Annotated in this window: 20 protein-coding genes, 2 tRNA genes and 1 pseudogene; 21 read left to right on the forward strand and 2 right to left on the reverse strand. The window is 42.1% G+C overall.

Annotated elements, in window-relative coordinates:
• Positions 1–83: 83 nt before the first annotated feature.
• From BA724_RS02120 to BA724_RS02215, 20 genes are all read left to right on the forward strand, one after another.
• A complete protein-coding gene (locus BA724_RS02120; RefSeq protein ID WP_069937044.1) occupies positions 84–818 on the forward strand; it encodes a HAMP domain-containing protein in 735 nt (244 codons plus the stop codon).
• Positions 815–1354 carry a methyl-accepting chemotaxis protein gene (locus tag BA724_RS02125; RefSeq protein WP_069937045.1) on the forward strand — a complete coding sequence of 180 codons (540 nt, stop codon included), beginning with the start codon at positions 815–817 and terminating at the stop codon, positions 1352–1354. The genes BA724_RS02120 and BA724_RS02125 overlap by 4 nt, the downstream gene beginning before the upstream one ends.
• A gap of 126 nt (positions 1355–1480) precedes the next feature.
• Entirely contained in the window at positions 1481–2410 is a 930-nt protein-coding gene (locus BA724_RS02130; RefSeq protein WP_169818475.1) for a YybS family protein, read from the forward strand.
• Positions 2411–2475: 65 nt separating this feature from the next.
• A complete protein-coding gene (locus tag BA724_RS02135; protein WP_069937046.1) occupies positions 2476–4449 on the forward strand; it encodes a DHH family phosphoesterase in 1974 nt (657 codons plus the stop codon).
• On the forward strand, positions 4446–4895 hold the full coding sequence (rplI, locus tag BA724_RS02140; protein ID WP_069937047.1) for a 50S ribosomal protein L9: 450 nt from the start codon (positions 4446–4448) through the stop codon (positions 4893–4895). The genes BA724_RS02135 and rplI overlap by 4 nt, the downstream gene beginning before the upstream one ends.
• 59 nt (positions 4896–4954) lie before the next feature.
• Positions 4955–6319 carry a replicative DNA helicase gene (gene dnaB / locus BA724_RS02145; RefSeq protein ID WP_069937048.1) on the forward strand — a complete coding sequence of 455 codons (1365 nt, stop codon included), beginning with the start codon at positions 4955–4957 and terminating at the stop codon, positions 6317–6319.
• 159 nt (positions 6320–6478) lie between these two features.
• Complete coding sequence (locus BA724_RS02150) at positions 6479–7765, forward strand: adenylosuccinate synthase (RefSeq protein ID WP_069937049.1); 1287 nt, start codon at positions 6479–6481, stop codon at positions 7763–7765.
• Positions 7766–8204: 439 nt separating this feature from the next.
• Positions 8205–8281 (forward strand) — tRNA-Asp (locus BA724_RS02155).
• Between the two features lie 128 nt (positions 8282–8409).
• Positions 8410–8482 (forward strand) — tRNA-Phe (locus BA724_RS02160).
• Between the two features lie 186 nt (positions 8483–8668).
• Positions 8669–9379, forward strand: a complete 711-nt coding sequence (gene yycF, locus BA724_RS02165) for a response regulator YycF (protein WP_069937050.1) — start codon at positions 8669–8671, stop codon at positions 9377–9379.
• Positions 9380–9384: 5 nt separating this feature from the next.
• Entirely contained in the window at positions 9385–11211 is a 1827-nt protein-coding gene (gene walK / locus BA724_RS02170) for a cell wall metabolism sensor histidine kinase WalK (RefSeq protein WP_069937051.1), read from the forward strand.
• Complete coding sequence (locus BA724_RS02175; protein WP_069937052.1) at positions 11208–12536, forward strand: YycH family regulatory protein; 1329 nt, start codon at positions 11208–11210, stop codon at positions 12534–12536. The genes walK and BA724_RS02175 overlap by 4 nt, the downstream gene beginning before the upstream one ends.
• Positions 12523–13329 (forward strand): two-component system regulatory protein YycI, encoded by an 807-nt coding sequence (locus BA724_RS02180; RefSeq protein ID WP_069937053.1) that lies wholly within the window; start codon positions 12523–12525, stop codon positions 13327–13329. Before BA724_RS02175 ends, BA724_RS02180 begins: the two co-directional genes overlap by 14 nt.
• A gap of 22 nt (positions 13330–13351) precedes the next feature.
• The gene (locus BA724_RS02185) at positions 13352–14146 is read left to right on the forward strand and encodes an MBL fold metallo-hydrolase (RefSeq protein ID WP_069937054.1); all 795 of its coding nucleotides are present in this window, start codon (positions 13352–13354) and stop codon (positions 14144–14146) included.
• A gap of 210 nt (positions 14147–14356) precedes the next feature.
• Complete coding sequence (locus tag BA724_RS02190; protein WP_069937055.1) at positions 14357–15550, forward strand: S1C family serine protease; 1194 nt, start codon at positions 14357–14359, stop codon at positions 15548–15550.
• On the forward strand, positions 15550–15708 hold the full coding sequence (locus BA724_RS02195) for a CxxH/CxxC protein (protein WP_069937056.1): 159 nt from the start codon (positions 15550–15552) through the stop codon (positions 15706–15708). Before BA724_RS02190 ends, BA724_RS02195 begins: the two co-directional genes overlap by 1 nt.
• Before the next feature lie 868 nt (positions 15709–16576).
• The gene (gene rlmH / locus BA724_RS02200; protein ID WP_069937057.1) at positions 16577–17056 is read left to right on the forward strand and encodes a 23S rRNA (pseudouridine(1915)-N(3))-methyltransferase RlmH; all 480 of its coding nucleotides are present in this window, start codon (positions 16577–16579) and stop codon (positions 17054–17056) included.
• Between the two features lie 354 nt (positions 17057–17410).
• Complete coding sequence (locus tag BA724_RS02205; RefSeq protein ID WP_069937058.1) at positions 17411–18091, forward strand: SDR family oxidoreductase; 681 nt, start codon at positions 17411–17413, stop codon at positions 18089–18091.
• A gap of 66 nt (positions 18092–18157) precedes the next feature.
• Complete coding sequence (locus BA724_RS02210) at positions 18158–20704, forward strand: bifunctional diguanylate cyclase/phosphodiesterase (protein WP_069937059.1); 2547 nt, start codon at positions 18158–18160, stop codon at positions 20702–20704.
• A 23-nt stretch (positions 20705–20727) separates the two neighbouring features.
• Positions 20728–21558: a 6-carboxytetrahydropterin synthase gene (locus tag BA724_RS02215; protein WP_069937060.1), complete on the forward strand. Its 831-nt coding sequence runs from the start codon at positions 20728–20730 to the stop codon at positions 21556–21558.
• 211 nt (positions 21559–21769) lie between these two features.
• On the opposite strand, the gene BA724_RS02220 is transcribed toward BA724_RS02215, so the two are convergent.
• A complete protein-coding gene (locus tag BA724_RS02220) occupies positions 21770–22444 on the reverse strand; it encodes an NAD(P)H-dependent oxidoreductase (protein ID WP_069937061.1) in 675 nt (224 codons plus the stop codon).
• A gap of 318 nt (positions 22445–22762) precedes the next feature.
• Between BA724_RS02220 and BA724_RS02225 the strand changes: the two genes are divergently transcribed.
• Entirely contained in the window at positions 22763–24310 is a 1548-nt protein-coding gene (locus tag BA724_RS02225) for a bifunctional GNAT family N-acetyltransferase/carbon-nitrogen hydrolase family protein (protein WP_069937062.1), read from the forward strand.
• A gap of 106 nt (positions 24311–24416) precedes the next feature.
• Here BA724_RS02225 and BA724_RS17760 read toward each other — a convergent pair.
• Positions 24417–24575, reverse strand: a pseudogene (locus tag BA724_RS17760) (LrgB family protein); the annotation flags it as partial.
• Positions 24576–24580: the final 5 nt, after the last annotated feature.

The raw sequence follows: 24580 nt of genomic DNA on the forward strand, positions 1-24580 counted from the left end.
TATAATCTTTATAATTACTTAATAATATGATGGGTCTATGAAACTATAATGAGAGGTGGAAACAGGGAGAAAGGTGTAGATTGATGAAATCCATTCGAATGAAATTCATGATACCCATTGCGTTTGTTCTCATTACTGTTGCGCAGACTGGATGGAAAATTGGCGCTGTTTATGAAAAACAAAATTTATTTGGCATTTCCAATGAAATGAAAAAAATTCTCACGATTACGGCGTTATCTATTCTTGTGATTGTAATGGTTGTCGTGTTTTTATTAACGTCTAGCATTACGAAGCCCATTCTGAAATTGAAAGAGTCGGTTAAACAAGTAGCGGACGGTAACTTGCAGACACACGTTCACGTTTCGGGAAATGATGAAGTAGCTGAACTTAGCCTTAATTTTAATGAGATGGTTACCAAAATGTGCAGCATCGTTGAAGTAACAGAGGACGCGGCTAAAAATGTACGGGAATCGATTCAACATTTAAATATAGCTGTTCAAGAAATCAATGAATCCGGCTCGGTGGCTGTAGCGGCGCTTGATGACCTGACAGATGGAACAGAGCGTTCGGCAAGCGGATCGAAAAAAGCAGCAGACCGTGCAAAAGAGCTGGGGACATTAATTAGCTTGATTTCTGAAGAAGCCGATTCTATGGCTCAATTAGCTCAAAAGGCAGCCACAGCGGCGGATAAGGGGACAAAGCACGTCTCAGCTGTCGTGGAGTCCATGAATGCTTCTGCGGTCCGTATGGACGTTGCTATAACGGCCATTCGCACACTTGCTGAAGATATCGGCCGAATTGCAAGCTCGTACACGTGATTGAAGACATATCTGTCCAGACCAATTTACTTGCCCTTAATGCATCAATTGAAGCAGCATGCGCTGGCAGCCATGGCAAAGGATTTGCGGTCGTAGCGCAAGAAGTAAGAAAGCTTGCAGAGCAATCAAGCAGAGCAGCCGGTGAAATACATAAAAAAATCGAGGCGGTTCAAGAAGGTTCCACTCATGCCATTGAAACAGTAAGTGAAGCGGGCGGGCACATTATGACGCAGACAGAAGCCGTGCGGGAAACGGAAATGGTTTTTGTTAACCAGGAAGACGTTATAATCAAAATGGAAGAAGCCATCGCCCAAATGGTACACAGCGTTCACACCGCAAATCAGGAAAAAGATGCCGTCGTCCAGACAGCCGGTCATATTGCTGAAGAAGCACGGGCATCTGCTGCTTCTTGTGAAGAAGTACAGGGCCGGACGCGGACACAGCTATCAACTATTGAAGGGGTAGCAGCCGCTTCTGAACAGCTTGCTTCATTAAATGAAGAATTAATTCAAGCCATTCGTCAATTTCAAATATGAAGAAATAATGAAAAGTCCGATCTTGTGTTCGGGATTTTTTTGTTTTAAAGTTGAATGGGGGACTAAAGGAATGTAGAATAAAGAAGGAGAATGCCGGAATGTGCGGCAAATGAACGGAGTGTTGAAGTGGGAAAGACAAAAGTCATAACAGAAGGAGCGATGATGCTGGCAATTTTTACGGTTCTGCTGCTGATCTCAGTGTATGTACCGATTATTTCAATTGTCGGCGCGCTATTTTTATTGCTTCCTTTTTTGATTTATAGCGGCAAATATCCGGCAGGTCCATCCTTTATGCTGCTTGCTGGTGCAATCGCTGTGGCGTTTATTGCAGGAGGCATTGTATCTGTGCCGGTGGCGGTCATGTATGGAACAACGGGACTCATGATGGGCATGCTGATACGGAAGCGGTCGGATGGATGGATGGTTTACATGGCAGGAAGCCTTGTGTTTCTTGTAAATATTATCATTCAATATGTTGGAGCGGTGGTGCTGCTCGATATTTCATTTGTGGATCAATTCGGCAGCGCACTGAAGCAATCCATTGTAGAAACCAGCAACATTCTTGGACAGGAAGTTCCTTATACAGAAGATGAAATTAACGCGGTCATTGAATATATCGGCGCGCTTTTGCCCGCCATTTTTGTAGTGTCGGCATTTATCGCCGTTCTGCTCATGATAACGGTTAATTATCCAGTTTTGAAGCGCCTCGGTGTAAAGATGAAACCGCTCAATCCGTTCCGGACGGTTCAGCTTCCACGTGCGATTTTATGGTATTACCTCTTTTTTATGGTCGGTGCACTTCTCGTAAAGCCGGAAAGCGGTACAACATGGTACGATATTTATGTAAACGTCATGTTTATTTTGCAGGCATGCTTATACATACAAGGGCTATCATTTGTTTTTTTCTTTGCTCACAGCAAAAAATGGCCAAAAGCAATTCCGGTCATTCTGGCCGTTTTATCAATTCCCCTTGTCCCGCTTCTTTATCTTATCCGATTATTAGGTATAATTGATTTAGGATTTGACTTAAGACGGCGGATGCAAAAAAAGCCTTAAACGCTTTTTAAAATCAGCTCTATTGAACGTAACGAATGGAGCTTTAGAATGAGGAGCTGAAGCGAATGCTTTCGTATTACAACAGGCGAATGGTCCAGATACCGATGATCGTTGTTTTGCTTGTGCTTGCAGCTGCGTCGGTCTGGCTGTTCACCTATAATCGAATCGCCGGCGCCGGATTAATGATTTTAACAGTTTTTCTGCTCCTCTTTTTATACTTGGCAGAAAGAAAAATGCATGAAGATGTACAAAAATACGTCACTACCCTGTCCTACCGGCTGCAAAAAGTCGGCGACGAAACGCTTCAAGAGCTGCCGATTGGTATTTTGCTTTATAATAAAGAATACGTCGTCGAATGGGCAAATGCTTTTTTGACCTCTTATTTTCAAGAAGAAACGCTCGTCGGGGAATCGCTTTATGAGGTGGCAGAACCATTGCTGCCGGCGATCAAAAGTGATAAAGAAGCGATGATTGACTTGAATGGCAAGACATTTCGCGTTATGTCGAAACCAGATGAAAGGCTTCTTTACTTTTTTGATGTAACAAAAGAAGAGCGTACAGCACGGCAGTTTAAAGAAGAAAAAACGGCGCTCGGCATCATTTACCTCGATAACTTTGATGATTTAACGCAAGGGATGGATGATCAGACGCGAAGCAGCTTAAACAGCTTAGTAACATCTAAACTGAATAGATGGGCAAAAGAAAAAGGCATGTTTTTAAAACGTGTTTCCTCTGAGCGTTTTTTTGCGGTAATGAATGAGCGGATTTTGCGCAAGCTTGAAGAAAATAAATTTTCTATTTTAGATGAGGTGCGGGAAGAAACAGCAAAACATCATGCACCGCTCACATTGAGTATCGGCATCGGACAAGGTACGGTTCCATTGCCGGAATTGGGTGACCTCGCCCAATCCAGTCTCGATCTGGCGCTCGGACGAGGCGGCGATCAGGCAGCCATCAAGCAGGCAGACGGAAAAGTAAAATTTTACGGGGGGAAAACAAACCCGACTGAAAAACGAACCCGCGTGCGTGCGCGTGTTATTTCTCACGCGCTTCGTGATATCGTAACAGACAGCGATAAAGTCATTGTAATGGGCCATAAATATCCAGATATGGATGCGGTGGGTGCATCAATGGGAATTCGTCACGTGGCCGAATTAAACGGACGCGAAGGCTACATCGTCATTGACTTTTCGCAAATTGATACAGCGGTGAAACGGCTTCTGAGCGAAGTAAAAGAGCAAAACCCATCGCTTTATTCGAGGATTATTACGCCAGAAGAAGCGCTTGAAATTGCGACGAACCGAACATTGCTCGTTGTTGTTGACACACATAAACCGTCGCTTGTCATTGAAGACCGGCTTTTATCGAAAGCAGAACGGGTCGTCGTGATCGATCACCACCGGCGTGGGGAAGAATTTATTAAAAATCCACTTCTTGTGTATATGGAGCCGTATGCGTCGTCCACAGCTGAGCTTGTGACAGAGCTTTTGGAATACCAGCCGAAGACGAAAAAAATATCCATGCTTGAATCGACAGCGCTGCTTGCCGGCATTATTGTGGATACAAAAAGCTTTTCACTCCGGACTGGCGCCCGGACATTTGATGCGGCTGCCTATTTGCGCACACACGGTGCGGATACAATCCTTGTCCAAAAGTTTTTAAAAGAAGATATCGGCACATACATTCAGCGCGGCCAGCTGATTGAAACAGTTTATTTCTACAAGGACGGCCTGGCCATTGCCAAAGGCGACGACGATTATATCTATGATTCTGTACTGATCGCTCAGGCAGCAGACACAATTTTGACGATGACCGGAGTGCAGGCATCATTTGTCATTGCCCGGCGGTCAGAAGACACGATCGGGATCAGCGCCCGTTCGCTTGGCGAAGTAAACGTGCAAATTATTATGGAGCAAATGAATGGCGGGGGCCATTTGACAAACGCGGCCACACAAATTCGTGATGCATCAGTGGAAGATGTAGAGATGGAATTGTGCCGTGTGATTGATGAAATAACTGAAGGGGGAACAGAAGAATGAAAGTGATCTTTTTAAAAGACGTAAAAGGAAAAGGCAAAAAAGGCGAAGTGAAAAATGTCGCAGACGGCTATGCACATAATTTTTTAATTAAAAACGGCTACGCGGTCGAAGCGACTTCGGGCAACCAAAATGCGTTAGACGCACAAAAGAAAAAACAAGCCGCACTTGCGGCGCAAGAATTAGAAGAAGCGAAAAAACTGAAAGAAACAGTCGAGGCGCTAACGGTTGAACTGCACGCGAAAACAGGTGAAGGAGGCCGGCTTTTCGGTTCTGTTACCGCAAAACAAGTTGTAGATGAACTGAATAAAACGCATAATATTAAGCTGGACAAGCGAAAAATGGATCTTCCAGATGGAATTCGCGGTCTCGGTTACACAAACGTTCCGGTTAAATTGCATAACGAGGTAGCGGCTACACTAAAAGTACACGTAACAGAAGAAAAATAAATGATCAAAAAATGTGATCGGAATTATCTGATCACATTTTTTTCGCGAGGAGGGTAACGATGAGCGATGTATTAACGGACCGTGTGCCGCCGCAAAATATTGAAGCAGAACAGGCTGTACTGGGGGCGATTTTCCTTGAACCGTCCGCGTTAACAGTCGCTTCTGAAATTTTGATTCCGGAAGACTTTTACCGGAATGCCCACCAGCAAATTTACTTAACGATGCTGAAGCTCGGCGACCACGGAAAAGCGGTCGATGTTGTGACGGTCACTGAAGACCTGGCAGCCCAGAAACTGATTGAAGATGTCGGCGGTATTTCATATTTAAGTGAGCTTGCGTCGGCAGTCCCGACTGCAGCTAATATTGAATATTATGCCCGCATCGTCGAAGAAAAATCTCTTTTGCGCCGATTAATCCGAACCGCTACAACAATTGCGTCGGACGGATATGAACGGGAAGACGAGGTAGAAGGCCTTCTTAGCGAAGCAGAAAAAAGCATTATGGAAGTGGCGCAGCGCAAAAATGCCGGCGCTTTTCATAACATTAAAGACGTGCTTGTCCGCACGTATGACAATATTGAGCTTCTCCATAACCGAAAAGGAGACGTAACCGGTATTCCTACCGGCTTTGCGGAGCTTGACCGGATGACAGCAGGCTTTCAGCGGAACGACTTGATTATTGTGGCCGCCCGCCCGTCTGTCGGGAAAACGGCGTTTGCGCTCAATATCGCGCAAAACGTGGCGACAAATACTGATGAGACTGTTGCGATTTTCAGCCTGGAAATGGGCGCGGAACAGCTTGTGATGCGGATGCTTTGTGCAGAAGGCAACATTAATGCTCAAAGCCTGCGGACGGGCGCACTGACGGATGAGGACTGGCGCAAACTGACGATGGCAATGGGAAGCTTGTCCAACTCCGGTATTTACATTGACGATACGCCAGGGGTGCGGATCGGGGAAATCCGGTCTAAATGCCGCCGCCTTAAGCAGGAGCAGGGACTTGGCATGATTTTAATCGATTATTTGCAGTTGATCCAAGGGAATGGCCGCTCCGGCGAAAACCGCCAACAGGAAGTATCGGAAATTTCCCGCTCCTTAAAAGCACTCGCCCGTGAACTTGAAGTGCCGGTCATTGCTCTTTCTCAGCTTTCCCGGGGCGTTGAGCAGCGGCAGGATAAGCGGCCAATGATGTCGGATATTCGGGAATCGGGTTCGATTGAGCAGGATGCGGATATTGTCGCGTTCTTATACCGTGACGATTATTATGATAAAGAATCAGAAAACAAAAACATGATTGAAATTATTATTGCCAAACAGCGGAACGGCCCGACCGGTACCGTCGAGCTTGCTTTCGTAAAAGAATACAATAAATTTGTGAATGTCGAGCGGCGCATGGATGAGATGGGCGCACCGCCGGGAGCATAAAAAAGTCAGCGATTTGCTGGCTTTTTTATTTTAAAGGCGAATAAAAAAATCTAAATAACTTAAAAATGTTCGTCTTTTCCGTTTGACGAATCGTGTTTTTTACTGGTAAAATGAACGTGTTTGACAAAACGTTTTTCATGAACCTTCGGAGGTGCAAAAATGTCATCAGTAGTCGTAGTAGGAACGCAGTGGGGCGATGAGGGAAAAGGGAAAGTAACCGATTTTCTTTCTGAAAACGCGGAAGTCGTAGCTCGTTACCAAGGTGGTAACAATGCGGGTCATACAATTAAATTTAATGGTGTTACATACAAACTTCACTTAATCCCGTCCGGTATTTTTTATTCGGATAAAATTTGTGTGATCGGAAACGGTATGGTTGTTGACCCGAAAGCGCTTGTTAAAGAGCTTGAGTACTTGCATGGACACGGAGTATCCACAGAAAATCTTCGGATTTCAAATCGCGCACACGTTATTTTGCCATATCATTTGAAAATTGATGAAGTGGAAGAAGAACGTAAAGGCGCCAACAAAATTGGTACAACGAAAAAAGGCATTGGTCCTGCTTATATGGATAAAGCGGCACGGATGGGAATCCGTATGGCTGATTTGCTGGATCGTGAAACATTTGAAGAAAAATTAGCGCATAATATTGCAGAGAAAAACCGTCTGCTTGAGCGCTTTTACGAAACAGAAGGCTTTAAAGTAGAAGATATTTTGGATGAGTACTACGAATATGGCCAGCAAATTAAAGATCTTGTTTGTGATACGTCTGTCGTTTTAAATGATGCGCTTGACGAAGGCCGCCGCGTTTTATTTGAAGGCGCGCAAGGCGTTATGCTTGATATCGACCAAGGAACGTATCCATTTGTTACATCATCAAACCCTGTAGCAGGCGGCGTTACGATTGGTTCTGGTGTCGGCCCATCAAAAATTACACACGTTGTCGGCGTTTCAAAAGCATATACAACACGTGTAGGTGACGGACCGTTCCCAACAGAATTAAATAATGAAATTGGTAATCAAATCCGTGAAGTCGGCCGCGAGTATGGCACAACGACAGGCCGCCCGCGCCGTGTTGGCTGGTTTGACAGCGTAGTTGTCCGCCATGCGCGCCGTGTGAGCGGGTTGACAGACCTTTCATTGAACTCGATCGATGTGTTAACAGGCATTGAAACGTTGAAAATCTGTACAGCGTACCGCTACAAAGGTGAGCTGATTACAGAATATCCGGCGAACCTTCGCACACTCGCAGAATGTGAGCCTGTGTATGAAGAACTTCCAGGCTGGACAGAAGATATTACCGGCGTGAAAGACTTAAGCGAACTTCCTGTGAACGCACGCCACTATATTGAGCGTGTTTCACAGCTGACAGGCATTCCATTGTCTGTGTTCTCTGTAGGTCCAGATCGTAATCAAACAAACGTCGTGCGCAGCGTTTGGAGCTAAATATAAGCACGAAAGAAGAGGCTGTCTCAAATGGGACAGTCTCTTCTGCTTTTTTGAGAAGTGACGGCATGGATCGGCTGTTGGAGAATAGTCCCCATTTATCCAAACGCTGCTTTTCATAAAAGGAATTTATAGATATTCAAAAAAGTATTGCTCTTATGACTGTCTCCTTAACAAAAGCTAATAGAATTATTAAACAGATGGACCTTCCTTTTATTTAAAATTCACGTCTATGTTTATGGTTAAATATCTCTTTGTAGCGAAAAAAATGTAGAATTTTGTCTTATTTCCTTGGGAATGTTTAGGAATAGACGCAAAATTGTCAAAATTTCATCGTTTTGTTCGTTTTTTTACGACAAATATGGTGAAAATGTATTGTCACCCTTTAACCCATGTGATACTATTAACAACGTTGCTGGTGAACAGCATATTTATAAATGGTCCGGTAGTTCAGTTGGTTAGAATGCCTGCCTGTCACGCAGGAGGTCGCGGGTTCGAGTCCCGTCCGGACCGCCATTTTTACTTTAACCTATTGTTATGTTATTTCTTGATGGCGGCCGTCTAACACCTATGAATTGTCCTTCATGAACAACGGCCGCTGTATTTTTTGAAAACTATGATTTTTTATGAATGTATCTAATCTTGGCTCAGTAGCTCAGTCGGTAGAGCAAAGGACTGAAAATCCTTGTGTCGGCGGTTCGATTCCGTCCTGAGCCATCGAAAAAGCATCGCGGTGATTTCGCTCCCGTGGTGCTTTTTGTTATTTCTGTATATATGTTGCGGGATGCTGTGATTTGTCTGTCATGGTAAAGTTAAGGAAAGCGAAAGAAGCAAAAATATGATAAAATATAATATTTGAAGCCATCTTTTATTTAGTGAAACTAAAAGTGAGGGACATATACGATGCAAAAGAAAATATTGGTTGTTGATGACGAAAGACCGATTGCAGATATTTTGCAGTTTAATTTGAAAAAAGAAGGATACGACGTGCAGTGTGCTTATGACGGTGACCAGGCAGTTGAGATGGTTGAGGAAATGCAGCCGGACCTTGTGCTGCTTGATATTATGCTGCCAGGCCGTGATGGCATGGAAGTATGTCGTGAAGTACGGAAAAAATACGAGATGCCGATTATTATGCTGACAGCGAAAGATTCTGAGATCGATAAAGTATTAGGTCTTGAACTCGGGGCCGATGATTATGTGACGAAGCCTTTTTCAACACGTGAGCTTATTGCACGTGTAAAAGCGAATTTGCGGCGCCATCAGGCGGCGCCGGCTCAGGAAGAAGCAGCAGCGGACACCAATGAAATTGCAGTTGGCGCGTTGACGATTCACCCAGATGCGTACATCGTATCAAAGCGCGGTGAAACGATTGAATTAACACATCGTGAATTCGAGCTTCTTCATTATTTGGCGAAGCATATCGGCCAGGTTATGACACGTGAGCATTTGCTGCAAACCGTTTGGGGCTATGATTATTATGGAGACGTCCGGACTGTAGATGTAACGGTGAGACGACTGCGTGAAAAGATTGAAGATAATCCGAGCCATCCATCATGGATCGTGACACGAAGAGGTGTCGGCTACTATTTGCGCAATCCCGAACAGGAGTAATGTGAATGAAGCGAGTAGGATTTTTTCGTTCAATTCAAATGAAATTTGTACTGATTTATGTGCTGCTTATTTTATTTGCGATGCAGATTATCAGTGTGTATTTTGTCAATTCCCTTGAAGAAAAGTTCACGTCAAACTTTAAAACGTCCTTGGAGCAACGGGTTAACTTGCTTGAATACAATTTGCGCGAAGAAATGCTGAAAGAGCGTGATGAACAATCAAATACGTTGGAGCAGGATATCCGGCGCGTTTTAGAAGACTTTTCCTCGGCCAGTGATGTCAATGAGGTTCGCGTGATTAACATGGAAAACCGGATTATTGGCACTTCTGATTCAAACAACCGGGGAATCGTCGGTCAGCGATTGCCGGACCTTTCTGTGAAACGGGCGCTTTCAGCCGGCCAAACAGAAGATGAAATGTATATTGCCGAAAACACAGGCCAGCGTGTCTGGGTGCTCACATCACCGATTTTATCCAACAGTGAAGTTATTGGAGCCATTTATCTTGTCGGTGATATTGAGACCGTCTTTACACAATTGGATGATATTAATGAAATCTTATTTTCCGCAGCTGTGTTAGCGCTGGCGATTACAGCCATTCTGGGCATTACATTAGCCAGAACGATTACCCGTCCGATTACCGATATGAGGCGGCAGGCCGTTGCACTGGGAAAAGGAAATTTCTCCCGGAAAGTAAAAGTGTACGGACAGGATGAGATTGGCGAACTTGCCGTGACGTTTAACAATTTGACGAAAAGACTGCAGGAAGCGCAGGCAACGACAGAAGGTGAACGCCGTAAGTTGTCATCGGTTCTTTCGTATATGACAGACGGCGTCATTGCGACTGACCGGCGCGGACGTGTCATTTTAATTAACGAGCCGGCTTCTAAAATGTTGAATGTTTCACGTGAAACAGTGATTTCACAGCCGATTGTTTCACTGCTGAATTTAGAAGAGGACTATTCATTTGATGATTTATTAAATGAACAGGATTCGGTTATTTTGGATTATAGCACGCATGATCGGCCGTATGTCCTTCGGGCCAACTTTTCGGTTATTCAAAAAGAAACCGGCTTTGTGAACGGCTTAATTACCGTGCTGCACGATATTACCGAGCAGGAGAAAATAGAAATGGAACGCCGCGAGTTTGTAACGAACGTATCACATGAACTGCGTACGCCGCTGACAACGATGCGCAGCTACTTAGAAGCGCTTGCGGACGGAGCCTGGCAGGACCCGGACATTGCACCGAATTTTCTTGATGTTACGCAGACCGAGACGGAGCGGATGATCCGGCTCGTAAACGACTTGCTTCAGTTATCGAAGTTCGACAGCCAGGAATACAATTTAATGAAAAAAGATACTGATTTTATTGATTTTTTCAATAAAATTATTGACCGATTTGAAATGACAAAATCGCAGGAAGTGACATTCAGGAGAAAGCTGCCGCGTTACCCGATTTATGTCACGATTGACCAGGACAAGCTCACGCAGGTTATTGATAACATCATTTCCAACGCGCTTAAATACTCACCAGAAGGCGGACTTGTTTCGTTTAAGGTGGAGGAGCATGGAAATACGATTCAAATTAGTATTAGTGATCAGGGCATGGGTATCCCGAAAAAAAGCCTCGACCGCATTTTTGAGCGCTTTTACCGGGTAGATCGCGCCCGTTCAAGAAAAATGGGTGGGACCGGTCTTGGACTTGCCATTGCAAAAGAACTCATTACCGCGCACGGCGGCCACATCTGGGCAAAGAGTGTCGAAGGGAAAGGAACGACAATTTTCTTCACGCTGCCGGCGGATCTTTCCGAAGAGGATGATTGGGAATGAATTATGAAAAAATCAAATCTGGGGCACTGGCACTGCTCGTGTTGATCAGCCTTGCCTTTACGTGGGGAATTTGGAACTACCAGCCATCCTATGAAACGATTGCCGATGGGGCAGACGATATTGTAAAGGAAGTAGAGATTGGCCAGCAGCGCAAAATTTCTGAACTCGTAAAGCCGTCGAAAATCATCTTACACCAGGGCAGCGATCATTATGGCACTGTGTCTGAACAAGAGCTGGACTGGATGATGGAAGAAATGGCAAATTGGACGTTTTTTGAGCCTGAAAATGTGTCCAGTTCATTTGTAAATGAACTGGAATTTTCCAAGCTATTGTCCAGTGATTCGCATGTAGAATTATTTTTCTCTTCTTCAGTGCCCTTTAATACAATAAAGACGATGTTCTCTTTTAATGACACGATCGTTCCGAATGCTGTATTCAACCGAATCGTTATTACGGAAGCAGAAGAAGAAAATAAAGCGTTCGTTTATTTTGTTTCTGTGCAGGAAAGACTCGTTTTTAGAAGCCAAATTGAAACAAGATCGTTAAAAGAGTTTAAAGATCACTACGTGGAAGATGCTGCTCGGCTTGAACCATATATTTCTCATCAAGTTCCACAAGGATCCCTTTTATATGTACCGAAAGAACCGCCTGTGTTAACTGTGCAAAATTACTTGTCGAAGCAAATTGATGCAGAAACGTTTAAGCGTGCCCTTTTTAATGATCCGAGCTATGTAAGACGCGGTTCGCGTTCAGGCATTGACGAATATACGGATGGCTCGAGCTTTATGCGTGTTAACAGCAGCACAGGAACTATCACTTATGTGAATCCAGCAGAAACGCCTCAATCAATGCCGTTGGACCAGCTTATTGAAAAAAGTATTAACTTTGTTAATGATCATAAAGGCTGGGTGGATGATTATCGCTTATTTACAGCAGAACCAGGCTTGTCTAATATTGGCTATCGTTTGTTTTCAGGCGACTTTCCTGTTTTTGATTCACAAAGCATGGCTGAACTGTCGCAAATTTGGGGACAGGACCGAATTTATCAATATGAGCGCTCCTCTTTTATTGTGCAGCTTGACAAACCACTTCCTCCAGAAGAGAGTGTTGAATTAAAAAGCGGCCAGGAAGCATTGAATCAAGTTATCAATCTAGAAAGTATTGATCCATTGCTGCTGACAGATATGCGGATTGGGTACGAAATGACGCTGGAACAAGATTCTCGGAAAATTTTAACACTAAAGCCGTTCTGGTACTATCAATATAATGGGGTTTGGCAAAAGCTCGTCACAGACGAAAGGAGACCGGTTGATGGATTGGAGTAAAACAAAAACCATTTTTATCGCCGTGTTTCTTGTACTGGACATTTTTTTGGCTGTGATGTTTTTTAATAAATACAGTGCATCCCGCTTCGAAGTCATTAAAGCAACAACAATTGAAGAAAAGCTGCAGTCAGACGGAGTGAAATATGAAAAAATGCCGGCTGATGCCGGTGAGCGTTCGCTCATCACCGCCAAACCTAAAATATTTTCCGAAACCGATTTGCTGTTTTTAACGAAGCAGAAATTGGATATTAGAAAAAATGGCACTGAAATTGCGAGTGTGCTCGACAAGCCATATGATACAAATGGAGCAACACGGGACAAGCTCAATTCATTCGTAAAAAATAACGTCTATCAAGGCGGCGAATATTCATATGGGGAACGAAAACGAAGTCAAGACGGAGACACCGTTATTTACTATCAAAAAATTGAAAATAAAAAGCTGTTTGAAAATGATTATGGGACGCTGACTTTACAACTCGATAATGACGAAAACGTTGTCGAGTACTCCCAAACAATGCTCGACAGTGTTGATGAAGACCGGAACGAAGCAGCTATTTTGCCCGCGCCACAGGCACTTGATGCGCTTTATAAAAATGGGCTCATTCAGCCGGACAGCAAGATTAGCAATGCAGAGCTCGGCTATTATACGTTCGTGCAGCTGAATGAATCACAAGTACTGCTGCAAGTCTTATCACCAACATGGTATTTTCAGCTGGAAAAAGGCGATATAACCGAGGAAGTGTATGTAAACGCATTTGACGGATCTATTTATCAGACAGACAAAGAATCGTAGTAATGTAACTGGAGTGAACAGCATGACAATGCAATTTAGTGTACTGGCAAGCGGCAGCACCGGCAATGCGATCTTTATTGAATCAGACGGTCAGTCTTTTCTTGTCGATGCCGGTCTTTCAGGCAAAAAAATGGATGAGCTGTTTTCATCGATTGGAAGAAAAATTGCCGACCTGTCCGGTATCTTTGTCACACACGAGCATAGCGACCATATTAAAGGCCTCGGTGTGCTGGCAAGAAAATACAAACTGCCTATTTATGCGAACGAAAAAACGTGGCGGGCAATGGACCGGCTGACTGGCGCGATTGATGACAGCCAGAAGTTTACGTTTGAAACAGAAACGGTAAAAACGTTCGGTGCTGTGGATATTCAATCGTTTGGTGTCTCGCATGATGCAGCGGAGCCGATGTTTTATATTTTCCACAACGGTGGCAAAAAACTCGTTCTCATTACGGACACCGGGTATGTGAGTGATAGGATGAAAGGGCTTATCTCTAACGCGGATGTGTATGTATTTGAGAGCAACCATGATGTTGGCATGCTGCGGATGGGTCGTTACCCGTGGAGCATCAAGCAGCGCATTTTAAGCGATGTCGGGCATGTGTCGAATGAAGATGCAGCGCTCGCGATGAATGACGTGATCGGACCGCAGACGAAGCGTATTTATTTGGCGCACTTGAGTGCCGATAATAATATGAAAGAACTTGCGAAAATGAGTGTGACGCAAATGCTTGAACAAAAAGACGCCGGTGTCGGTCATCAGTTTCATCTGTATGACACGGACCCGAAAGTGCCGACACCACTCGCGTTGATTTAATAAAACGTTCCGCGGCAATCAGCCCGGAGCATTTTTTTTGCTGCGGGGCATCAAAAGAAATAAAAAATCGTATAGTAAACCTGCAAATCTTCACTTAAAACATTGCTGGCGGCTTATAAGTTGCCCTTCTTTTCGGCAAAAGCGTATAATTTTTTTAGAATAGCCTCTGAGAATGGTGAAACAATAAGTTGGCAGAAAGGGTGAATGATATTGGGCTATTATGATGAAGGGCGCACAGAACGAAATAAGCGCGGCGGAAAAAGCGGCTACTTTTTATCAGGACTTGCCGGCATCGTGATTGGGGCCGGTCTTGTCGTAGCCACGCTTCCATCGATTGTGGATTATCAAAACAAAGACGTATCCGTTTCTGAAAATAAGCCGGCCGGCAGATCGGAACAAGTGTCACTCGATGTAACAACAGACGTGACACAAGCGGTAGAAAAAGCAAAGGATGCGGTTGTTGGTATTACAAATATTCAAGCATCGATGAACTTTTTCGGCTCGGAATCAACAACAGAGGAAGCCGGGACCGGAAGTGGTGTCATTTATAAAAAAGACGGAGATACTGCTTTTATTGTGACAAATCATCATGTTATTCAAGACGCGCAGCAGCTTGAAGTGACGCTGGCGGACGGCACGAAAGAACCAGCCGAGCTGCTAGGCAGCGACGTATGGACGGATCTTGCTGTTTTAACGATCAGTGGCGCTAATGTGGATAAAACAGCTGAGTTCGGCGATTCAGAAGCGCTCAAAATTGGCGAGCCAGTTATTGCGATTGGAAATCCCCTCGGTCTTGAATTTTCTGGTTCAGTTACGCAGGGAGTCGTATCTGGACTGGAGCGTGCGATTCCAGTTGATTTAAATGGCGACATGGTTAACGACTGGCAGGCGGAAGTGCTGCAGACAGATGCCGCCATTAATCCCGGCAACAGCGGCGGGGCATTGGTGAACATTGCGGGTCAGGTGATTGGCATTAACTCAATGAAAATTGCCCAAAGCGCGGTTGAAGGCATTGGCTTGTCCATTCCAATCGACACGGCTTTGCCCATTATTGAAGATCTTGAATCATTTGGTGAAGTGAAGCGGCCGGCCATGGGAGTAACGCTTCGAAATGTTAACGAGTTGCCATCATATCACCAGCAGGAAACGTTAAAGCTGCCTGAAGATATTAAAGAAGGTGTTATTGTTGAGCAAGTATTGACGAATTCACCAGCGGCGAAAGCGGGACTTCGAGAATACGATGTGATCACTGCGCTTGACGGAAAACCCGTGCAAGATGTCATTGCCCTGCGCAAATACATGTACAATAATAAACAAGAAGGCGACACCGTAAACGTGACGTACTACCGGGATGGGAAGCAGCAAGAAACGAAAATGAGGCTTGTTGCGGAGAGTGATTTATAATGGAGAAACAACAAATGGCATGCTGTCTTGAGCATATTGAATTAGCCCTTGATATTGCTGTCGATGAATATGAAACAGCACCGGTTATGAAAAAAACGGAAGAACCTGTATCTTGCGAGTTTTGTCAAAATCCGGCTATATATATAGTGGGAAACTGATATTTGCCCACGAAATGTGGATGAATTCTGTGGGTATGTGGATAAAGTCAGAAAATTCCCGTTATCAACATGTTGATAATGGGAATTTTTTTCTTTATTTCACAGTAACTTTAATTGGTTCTGAAATGAGTGTCCATTCTTGGCCAAGCATTGTAAATGTGTGTTGAGCAAAAACGTAAGAAGAACCCAGTTTCTCTGCCTGAATGGTATTTTCATCAATTTTGAAATTGTCACCAGATGAGAAAAGGTTCGTTTCGATATTCTTTTTTTGTCGGTCGGATAATTCAAGAACGCTTTTGCTTGAATCGCTGCTGTCTGCCCTATATTCAAATTCCAGATTTTTATCGGCGTTTCGATCCGGATTGGTTATCGGCCAGTCGGGCTGCTTCTGTCTGTGTCACAGCTGCTGAATACAAATAACCGGAAGGCACATTGGACTTAGAAGCGACAGATTGTGTTACATTGTTTAAATGGAAGCGTTGCAATATAACTTAATCCGTTACGTCTTCTTCTTCAATAATTCGAATCGTGCCCTTAGCAATACCATCCGCTTTTAATTCCACCGTTAAATAATACTCCTGTTGCTAAAAAAAGGCCCTGTCTTCTTCTTTTTTATCATGATTCCTTCCTAAATAGACTTCAACAACTAATTTGTCAGGAAAATATTAAAGAAATATAAAGAATAAAATAAGTTGACAAAAAACAATGAAAATTCCTTCTTTTGTCCCCTTAAATAAAAAAGAAACAAACAAAAGACCGGTATTCACGTGTAGATGCTGTGGTAAAATATAAACAGATATGCTGTTGATATGTGGATAACTTCTGTGGATAAACTGTTCGTAAATTGTTTGTAAAGTGGGGTTTAATTGTGAATATCTCGATTATAACAGTAGGTAAATTAAAAGAAAAGTACTTAAAACAAGGAATTGACGAGTATATAAAAAGGCTGTCCGTATATGCAAAAATAGAAATCGTTGAAGTAACGGACGAAAAAGCGCCGGAAGTGTTAAGTGATGCCGAAATGAATCAGGTAAAAGCAAAAGAAGGAGAACGGATCTTAGCCAAAATCAATCCAGACGCCCACGTCATTGCACTCGCCATCAACGGCAAAATGAAATCATCCGAGCAGCTTGCTGCGGACATTGACAAGCTCGCCACATATGGGAAAAGCAAAATTGCATTTGTCGTCGGCGGCTCACTGGGGCTGAGTGATACCGTCCTAAAGCGGGCGGATGAAAAGCTGTCTTTTTCACCGATGACGTTTCCTCATCAGCTCATGAGACTTATTTTAGTGGAGCAGGTGTATCGGAGTTTTAGAATAAATAGGAATGAACCGTATCATAAGTAACTGAAAACCAATAAATAATTTACAGGATATGTTTTTACAAAGTGAATGCCCTTTATCTACTTCTAAAGAAATTTTGCCCTTTAAAGATGACCGTTTTCTTTTTGAGTAGGCGATTTTTGCACAAAAAGGGGAGTATAAACTAGCAGAAATTGAAGGCGAAGGGTTTAAATAAAATAATATCCAGTAAGTGTAGTCCACTGACCGATATTGCTAATGATGGTGTCATGAAAAGAATTTTTAAAACAATTGATAGTTTGTAAGATATACTTAAAATAAAAGAATATAATGATTATTATTTATTGATGGATATTTTAGTTTATTTTTTCAGTACTATCGGGTGGAAAGAGGTGTAATATGAAAAAAAAGGTAGCTGTTGTTATAGGTGGTTTAAAAGGCATTGGCAAGGCGATTAGTCTCGATCTTGTGGATAAGGGGTTCATTACTTATGCCACAACCCGGGAAAAAAATGTGACAATCAACTCGGAGAATTTGTTTCCCCTGCAAATGAATATTTTACATGAAAAAGAAATACAGGATGCATTTAAACATATTAGTGAGCAGCATGGTGCTTTAGATGTCCTGGTTAACAATGCTGGAATTGGTGATTTTAAAGCATTCGAAGACTTCAACGCCAAAGAATGGGAAAATATTTTCAAAACGAATGTTTTTGGCATGTTTCACTGCAATCAAAACGCATTCCCTTTATTGAAAAAAAGGGGAGGGCGTATTATTAATATTAGTTCTATTGCTACTAAAAGGAATCTTCCTTTTAATTCTGTGTATGCGGCTTCAAAACATGCAATGAATGGAATGGGGAGTACTTTAGCAGAAGAGTGGTATAAGTATAATATTTTTACGACTAATATTCAATTAGGAGCAACTTACACCGATATTTGGAAAGATGTTGAAGGTTTCTCTCCTGAAGATATGCTGCACGTTAATGATGTAGCACGCGTAGCATCATTCATTGCTGCGACTCCTCTTCACGTTCGAATTGATGAAATGACACTGACCCCGCCAAAAGGGGTATTATAATCCAAAAGATATTAAAAAATAAAATAAAAAACTACCAGCATACAAAGTTAAATTGGAGGTGATTATTTGTCTTTAAAGAAGAAGCTATCATTTATATTTTCTATGATAGTAACGGTAATATTGATTTTAAATAATATATTATTTTATTACTATACAAGAGACTTATTAATAAAAGATCAAGAAAAACAGATGGATCTCTTGGGGAATGAAATTAGTATGTCTATTGAACACTCTCAGTTTATGGCAAAGTCGTTGGAACAACAGATTGGAAACGAGCTTCGTACTGCAGCCATTGCAGCACAGAATGAGCTTAATCCTGATATCAATAAAGTGAAGAATGAACAACTTATTGAGCTTAGCGAAAAACTAGGGGTTTCCCATATTACTTTGATGGTAAAAGAAAAAGATGATATTAAGGGTGTAAAATCTTCAGATCCGCATGAAAGGGATTTAAGTACGAAGGAATGGGGTTATTGGCATACCGCATTTCAACAGCTTTTTGAACACCAGAACGTTACGATTCCCGAAGGACAAAAATTGCTAAATTACTGGTCCGGTCCTAAAAATGTTTCAGCATCCAATCCTAATTATGTGGACAAGTGGGGATACTATTACGATGGCACCACTAACTATATTATTAACCCATATATAAGGGACAATCAAAGCGTAAATGTTGAGAAACAAATTGGGCCTGATGCAATTGTAAAGAAAACTTTAAGCAATAATGATACTTTGCTAAATATTACTGGATTTAACCCGAATACTTTTGGCTCCCCACCTGTTTATACTGAACAAAATGGGGAGAATTTCATTGAAATAGGAAACAGGGAAATTCAATTTGGAACCTACAAATTTAAAGATAAAAAAGCAGATATTTCTGCTGTTAGAACAGCAATGAAGACGGGTAAATTAGTTAGTTTTCAAAGCACTATTAATAATAAAAAGGTGTTCAAAAGCTTTATACCGATCTCTGCTGAAAATCCGTATGTGATTGGAATATTAATAGATTATAAGGTTATTCAAGATGTATTAAACAAGCAGTTAGTGAACAACCTTATTATCTCCGTTATCGTTCTGATTTTTGTTGTAGTTATCAGTTACTTTCTCGCTGGATACATTGTTAGGCCAATAAATCGAATTCTGGAAAAAGTGAATCAAATTGCTGAAGGTAATTTTGGGGCGCAGGTATCGATTAATCGCCGTGATGAATTGGGCCTGCTTTCTAATCAAGTGAATGCAATGTCATTAAATCTATTAAATTATACGGACGAGCTTAAGAAAAAGAATCAAGAAATACAACACTATGCTTATTATGATTTTTTAACCGGGCTTCCCAATCTGCGCCTGCTGAACAAAACAGCGTTAGAGCTGGCAGGTTTGCCCGAAAAAAAACCAATGGCGTTTTTATTTCTTGATCTGGACAGATTTAAATTTATTAATGATCTGCTCGGGCATTCCGCTGGTGACTATATTTTAAGGGGCGTGACGGACCGGGTTTTGTCGCTTTTAAAAGAAGAAGAAACAATGGCTCGAATAGGAGGAGATGAATTTCTCCTGCTTTTGCCTAATACAAATTATGAAAAGGCAAATGAGCTGGCCGTCACTATTTCGAAAATGTTAGAAAAGCCGTTTCTCTATGAAGGAAATGAGCTTTTTATTACTTCAAGCATCGGAATAAGCATCTATCCAATAGATAGTAATAATATTGAAAACGCAATAAAGAGTGCTGATATTGCCATGTACCGTGCAAAAGAGCAAGGGCGGAACAATCACCAATTCTATACTTCTGATATGAATGAGCTTTTAAAAAGAAAGGTTATTTTAGAAAATGCCATGCGCCACGCAATAGAACGAAATGAATTTTCTTTGTTTTACCAGCCTAAGGTTAACACAGACACAGGAGCCATAACAGGAAATGAAGCATTAATTCGATGGAATCACCCAAGCCTGGGGATGATTTCACCCGCAGAGTTTATCCCGCTGGCAGAAGAAACAGGATTAATTGTTTCTATTGGGGAATGGGTTTTGCGAACGGCTTGTAAACAAACCCGAGAATGGCAGAAAGCAGGATTTTCTGAAATTGGCATATCTGTAAACCTTTCTCCACGTCAATTTCAACAAGCTAACTTAATTGAAACCGTAAGCGAAGTATTAAAGGAGACCGGTCTTGAACCGCAGTATGTCGAACTGGAAATTACCGAAAGCATTGCCATGTTCAATGAAGAATATGTGATTGCCAAATTAAATGAAGTAAAGGCTTTAGGTGTCAAAGTTGCGATTGACGATTTCGGAACAGGATATTCGTCACTCAGTTATCTGAAAAATTTTCCATTCAATACATTAAAGATCGATAAGTCGTTTGTTCAGGATATAGAGGTTAAATCAGGTGATATAAAAATTATAAATACCATTATTGCTATGGCTCATAACTTAAAAGTTAACGTTATTGCCGAAGGAGTTGAAACAGAAGAACAGCTTCAGTTTCTAAAGCGGCAAAAATGCAATGAAATACAAGGATATTTATTCAGCAAGCCTTTATCTGTTGAACAATTTGAATCAGATTTTCAAACAATCCAAAAAGCTGCATTCCTAAAAGTAAATAAAAGAATGTAATAGAATTGGAAGGGGGAGCGGTCGTGGTTTTACTAACAAGAAAAGTAGAGTTTTCATCAGCTCATAGTTATCATGTGCCCACGTGGAGCGCGGAAAAAAATAAAGAGATATTTGGTTTATGTAACAACCCGAATGGTCATGGTCATGATTATACATTAGAAGTTACAGTAAAAGGAAAAATCAACTCGAAATCAGGCATCGTTGTTAACATTACAGATATTGACCGTATTGTTAAAGACCTTGTTTTAGAGGAATTGGATGGTAAGTTTTTAAATCGGGAACATCCTTTTTTTAAGGAACACATTCCCACAACAGAAAACATTGTGGCGTATATATGGAATGAATTAAATGATAAGTTCGATGACTGTAAACTTCACAAAATAAAATTGCACGAAAATCCATTTTTACTTTCTGAAAAAGGAGAAAAATCTATGATTCAATTAACGAGAAAATACCACTTTTCAGCAGCGCATAGATTACACAGTGATCAGTTATCTGATGAAGAAAATAAAATGATTTTTGGAAAATGCAATAATCCTCACGGTCATGGTCATAACTACATTCTGGAAGTAACCGTGGATGGGGAAGCGGATCCGGTAACAGGAATGGTCATAAATTTAGCTGACCTTGACAGAGCGGTTGACGAGACAATTATTCAAAAATTTGACCATAAACACCTTAATTTAGATACAGAGGAGTTTAGCGGATTAAATCCAACTGCTGAAGTTATGACGGTTGTCTTTTGGGAGCTGCTTCAATCGTCTTTGCCGAATTTGTCCAAAATAGGACTTTGGGAAACAGCCAAAAATTATTTTGAATACAGTGGCCCGGAAATGGTAGAGGCTTATAAGTAACGACTGGGGCAGCATTTTTCATCTTAGACAGCACACTTTGAGTATTTTCAAATAGCTGCTAGAAGACATGTCGAGTGTTTTCTTCACGTCTTTTTTCTATACAAAAGTTCACTGTTAATACTGAAAGTGATGATCAAGCAGGTAGTTAAAATCTGAAGCCGGTTGAGAGAGAATCTTCCTCAACCGGCTTGTTCCATCTACAACCGTTTTTTTATTCAATCCACTGAACGATATCCCCTATATCCTTTCTTATTTTCGGACGTGGTTCGGTTTTGCGGTAGCCGAATGCCGCCATTACAGAGACAGCTAAATGCCCGTCTTCAAGTAAGTTTTCTTCCTCTAACAGCTTCTGTACCTGTTCAAAATGAAAACCTTCAATGGGACAAGAGTCAATACCGATCAAAGCGGCGGCCGTCATCATATTCGCTAAGGCGATATACGTTTGTTTTCCAGCCCAATCAAACATCGTGCGTTCGTTTTCTAAAAGATTGAGGTCTTCTTCTTGAAATGCTTTGTAGCGTTCTTTAATTTCATCAAATCGTTCAGGGGGAAATTTCTTTACGTTCAGCATTTGATTTTTCACGTACGCTGAATCATATTTGGTGTCTTTTATCGTTCTGGCAAGAATGACCACAAAGTGGCTCGCGGTAGGCAGCTGTCCCTGTGCCCCCCAGGAAACTTCACGCAATTTTTCACGCAGTTCAGTATTTTGGATAACTAGAAATTTCCATGGTTCATATCCGATAGAGCTTGGAGATAATCTAGCAGCTTCTAAAATAAGCTCAAAGTCTTCCTTTGCTATTTTTTTCGTTGGATCAAATTCCTTCGTTGCATGTCTAAATTGAAAAGCATTTAAAATATCTTGTTTAGTGACTGAATGGTTCATATATATGGATACTCCTTTTACTTTCGGTATTCTGCACACATATTATTCCCAGGAATGAAGGGATTATAACAATGCATAGTATAGATAATAAACAAGAGAAAAGGAAATGGTTTGCTCACAAAATTCATAGTGTATAATAATGGAAGCAGTGAAGGCGGTAAGGCCGTTTACTTTTCTAGTTGGCTTCATTTTAGTAAAAGAATGCATTTGAATGAGATAAAAAGCGAATTTTAGTTTATATTAACGAGAGAGAGGGTAATTAAAGAAAGGCCTGTTTTAGGCTTATAAGCGCTACATACTGAAAAAGGACGTGGAAGCGTGTCAGAAACAGATATGTCAAAATATGAGAAGAAAATTATTGTTCGAAATATACATTTTGAAGACATTGATGAAATTATGCAGCTATGGAGCCGCTGCTTTCCCGGAATGGAACCTTGGGGGCGGGATCAATTGGAAAGTCATATTCGCATTTTTCCCGAGGGTCAGTTCTGTGTGGAATACGAGGATAAAATTGTAGGCTCCTGTTCAAGTCTAATTGTGAATTTTGACGAGTATGACGACCAGCATACATGGGATACGATCACAGACAACGGCTATATCACCAACCATGATCCCAATGGCTTCAACTTATATGGAATTGAAGTAATGGTTGACCCGGAATACCGTCGTATGAAAATTGGACACCGCCTTTACGAAGCGCGGAAAGAGCTTGCCCATCAATTAAATCTTCAAAGTATCATCATTGGCGGAAGGATTCCAAATTATCATAAATACAAGGCCGATATGACGCCGCGCGAGTATGTGACAGCAGTAGAGAAGCACAGCATTTATGACCCCGTTCTATCATTCCAGCTTCTTGAAGGATTTACTATTAAACGAATTAACACGCGGTACCTTCCTGATGATGCGGCATCTGATTCGTTTGCGACGTTAATGGAATGGAACAACATTGATTATCTTGCGAAGTCAAAACGTGTATACCGTGCCTCATTCCCAGTAAGAATTTGCGCCATTCAATATATGATGAAAAAAATTGATTCCTTCGAGGATTTTGCCCGTCAGGTGGAATACTATGTCGATGTTGCGGCAGATTTCGGATCGGATTTCGCCGTTTTCCCCGAATTGTTTACCACACAGTTGATGTCGTTTCTTGAAGAAAAGCGTCCAGATCGGGCTGTCCGGCGGCTTGCTACCTATACCGACCAGTACATCGAACTCTTTACGGAACTGGCAGTACGATATAACGTTAATATTATTGGAGGATCGCATTTCGTAGAAAATGATGGTAACATTTTCAATGTGGCTTATTTATTCCGCCGTGATGGCACGATCGAGAAGCAGGAGAAGATTCACGCAACACCAAATGAGCAAAAATGGTGGGGCATTGCGGAAGGCGACAAAATTGAAGTGTTTGACACGGATTGTGGGAAAATCGCCATTCAAATTTGTTATGATATCGAGTTTCCGGAACTTGCGCGCATTGCTGTCGATCAAGGGGCAAACATCATTTTTGTTCCATTTTGTACCGATGACCGCCAGGGGTACCTCCGTGTTCGTTATTGCGCCCAAGCGCGGGCTGTGGAGAATCAGGCATACATCTGTATTGCAGGAACCGTGGGCAACTTAACTCATGTGGAAAACATGGATATTCAGTATGCACAATCGGCTATTTTCTCACCATCGGATTTTGGATTTGCGAGAGACGGAATTGTAGGGGAATGCGATGCGAACGTGGACACCATCGTGGTTGGTGATGTCGACCTTGAAAAGCTAAGACGTTCTAGAAACGAGGGATCGGTACGGCAACTGCGCGATCGGCGCCGTGACTTGTACCGGATTGAGCTTAATAATTTGAAGTCAGAATAAGTTGAAAACAGGATTATAAGCGGTGCAGTGGTGCCCGTATCCTTAGCAAAGGTAAAGAAATTGAAAAACAGCCTGCCTTGAACCTAAAGCAGGCTGTTTACATTTTTTAAATATGAAAAAGCCACACGACAACCGGGCCAATCACTGAATCAAATACAGCACTAAGCGTCATGGATACAGAGCTCATCGATACGGCGAGTTCCCCGTATTCGAATGCTTTTGAGGTACCTAAAGCGTGAGAGCCGCTGCCAAATGCAATTCCTCTTTCTT

Source organism: Domibacillus iocasae (assembly GCF_001750285.1).
Lineage (GTDB): Bacteria > Bacillota > Bacilli > Bacillales > Domibacillaceae > Domibacillus > Domibacillus iocasae.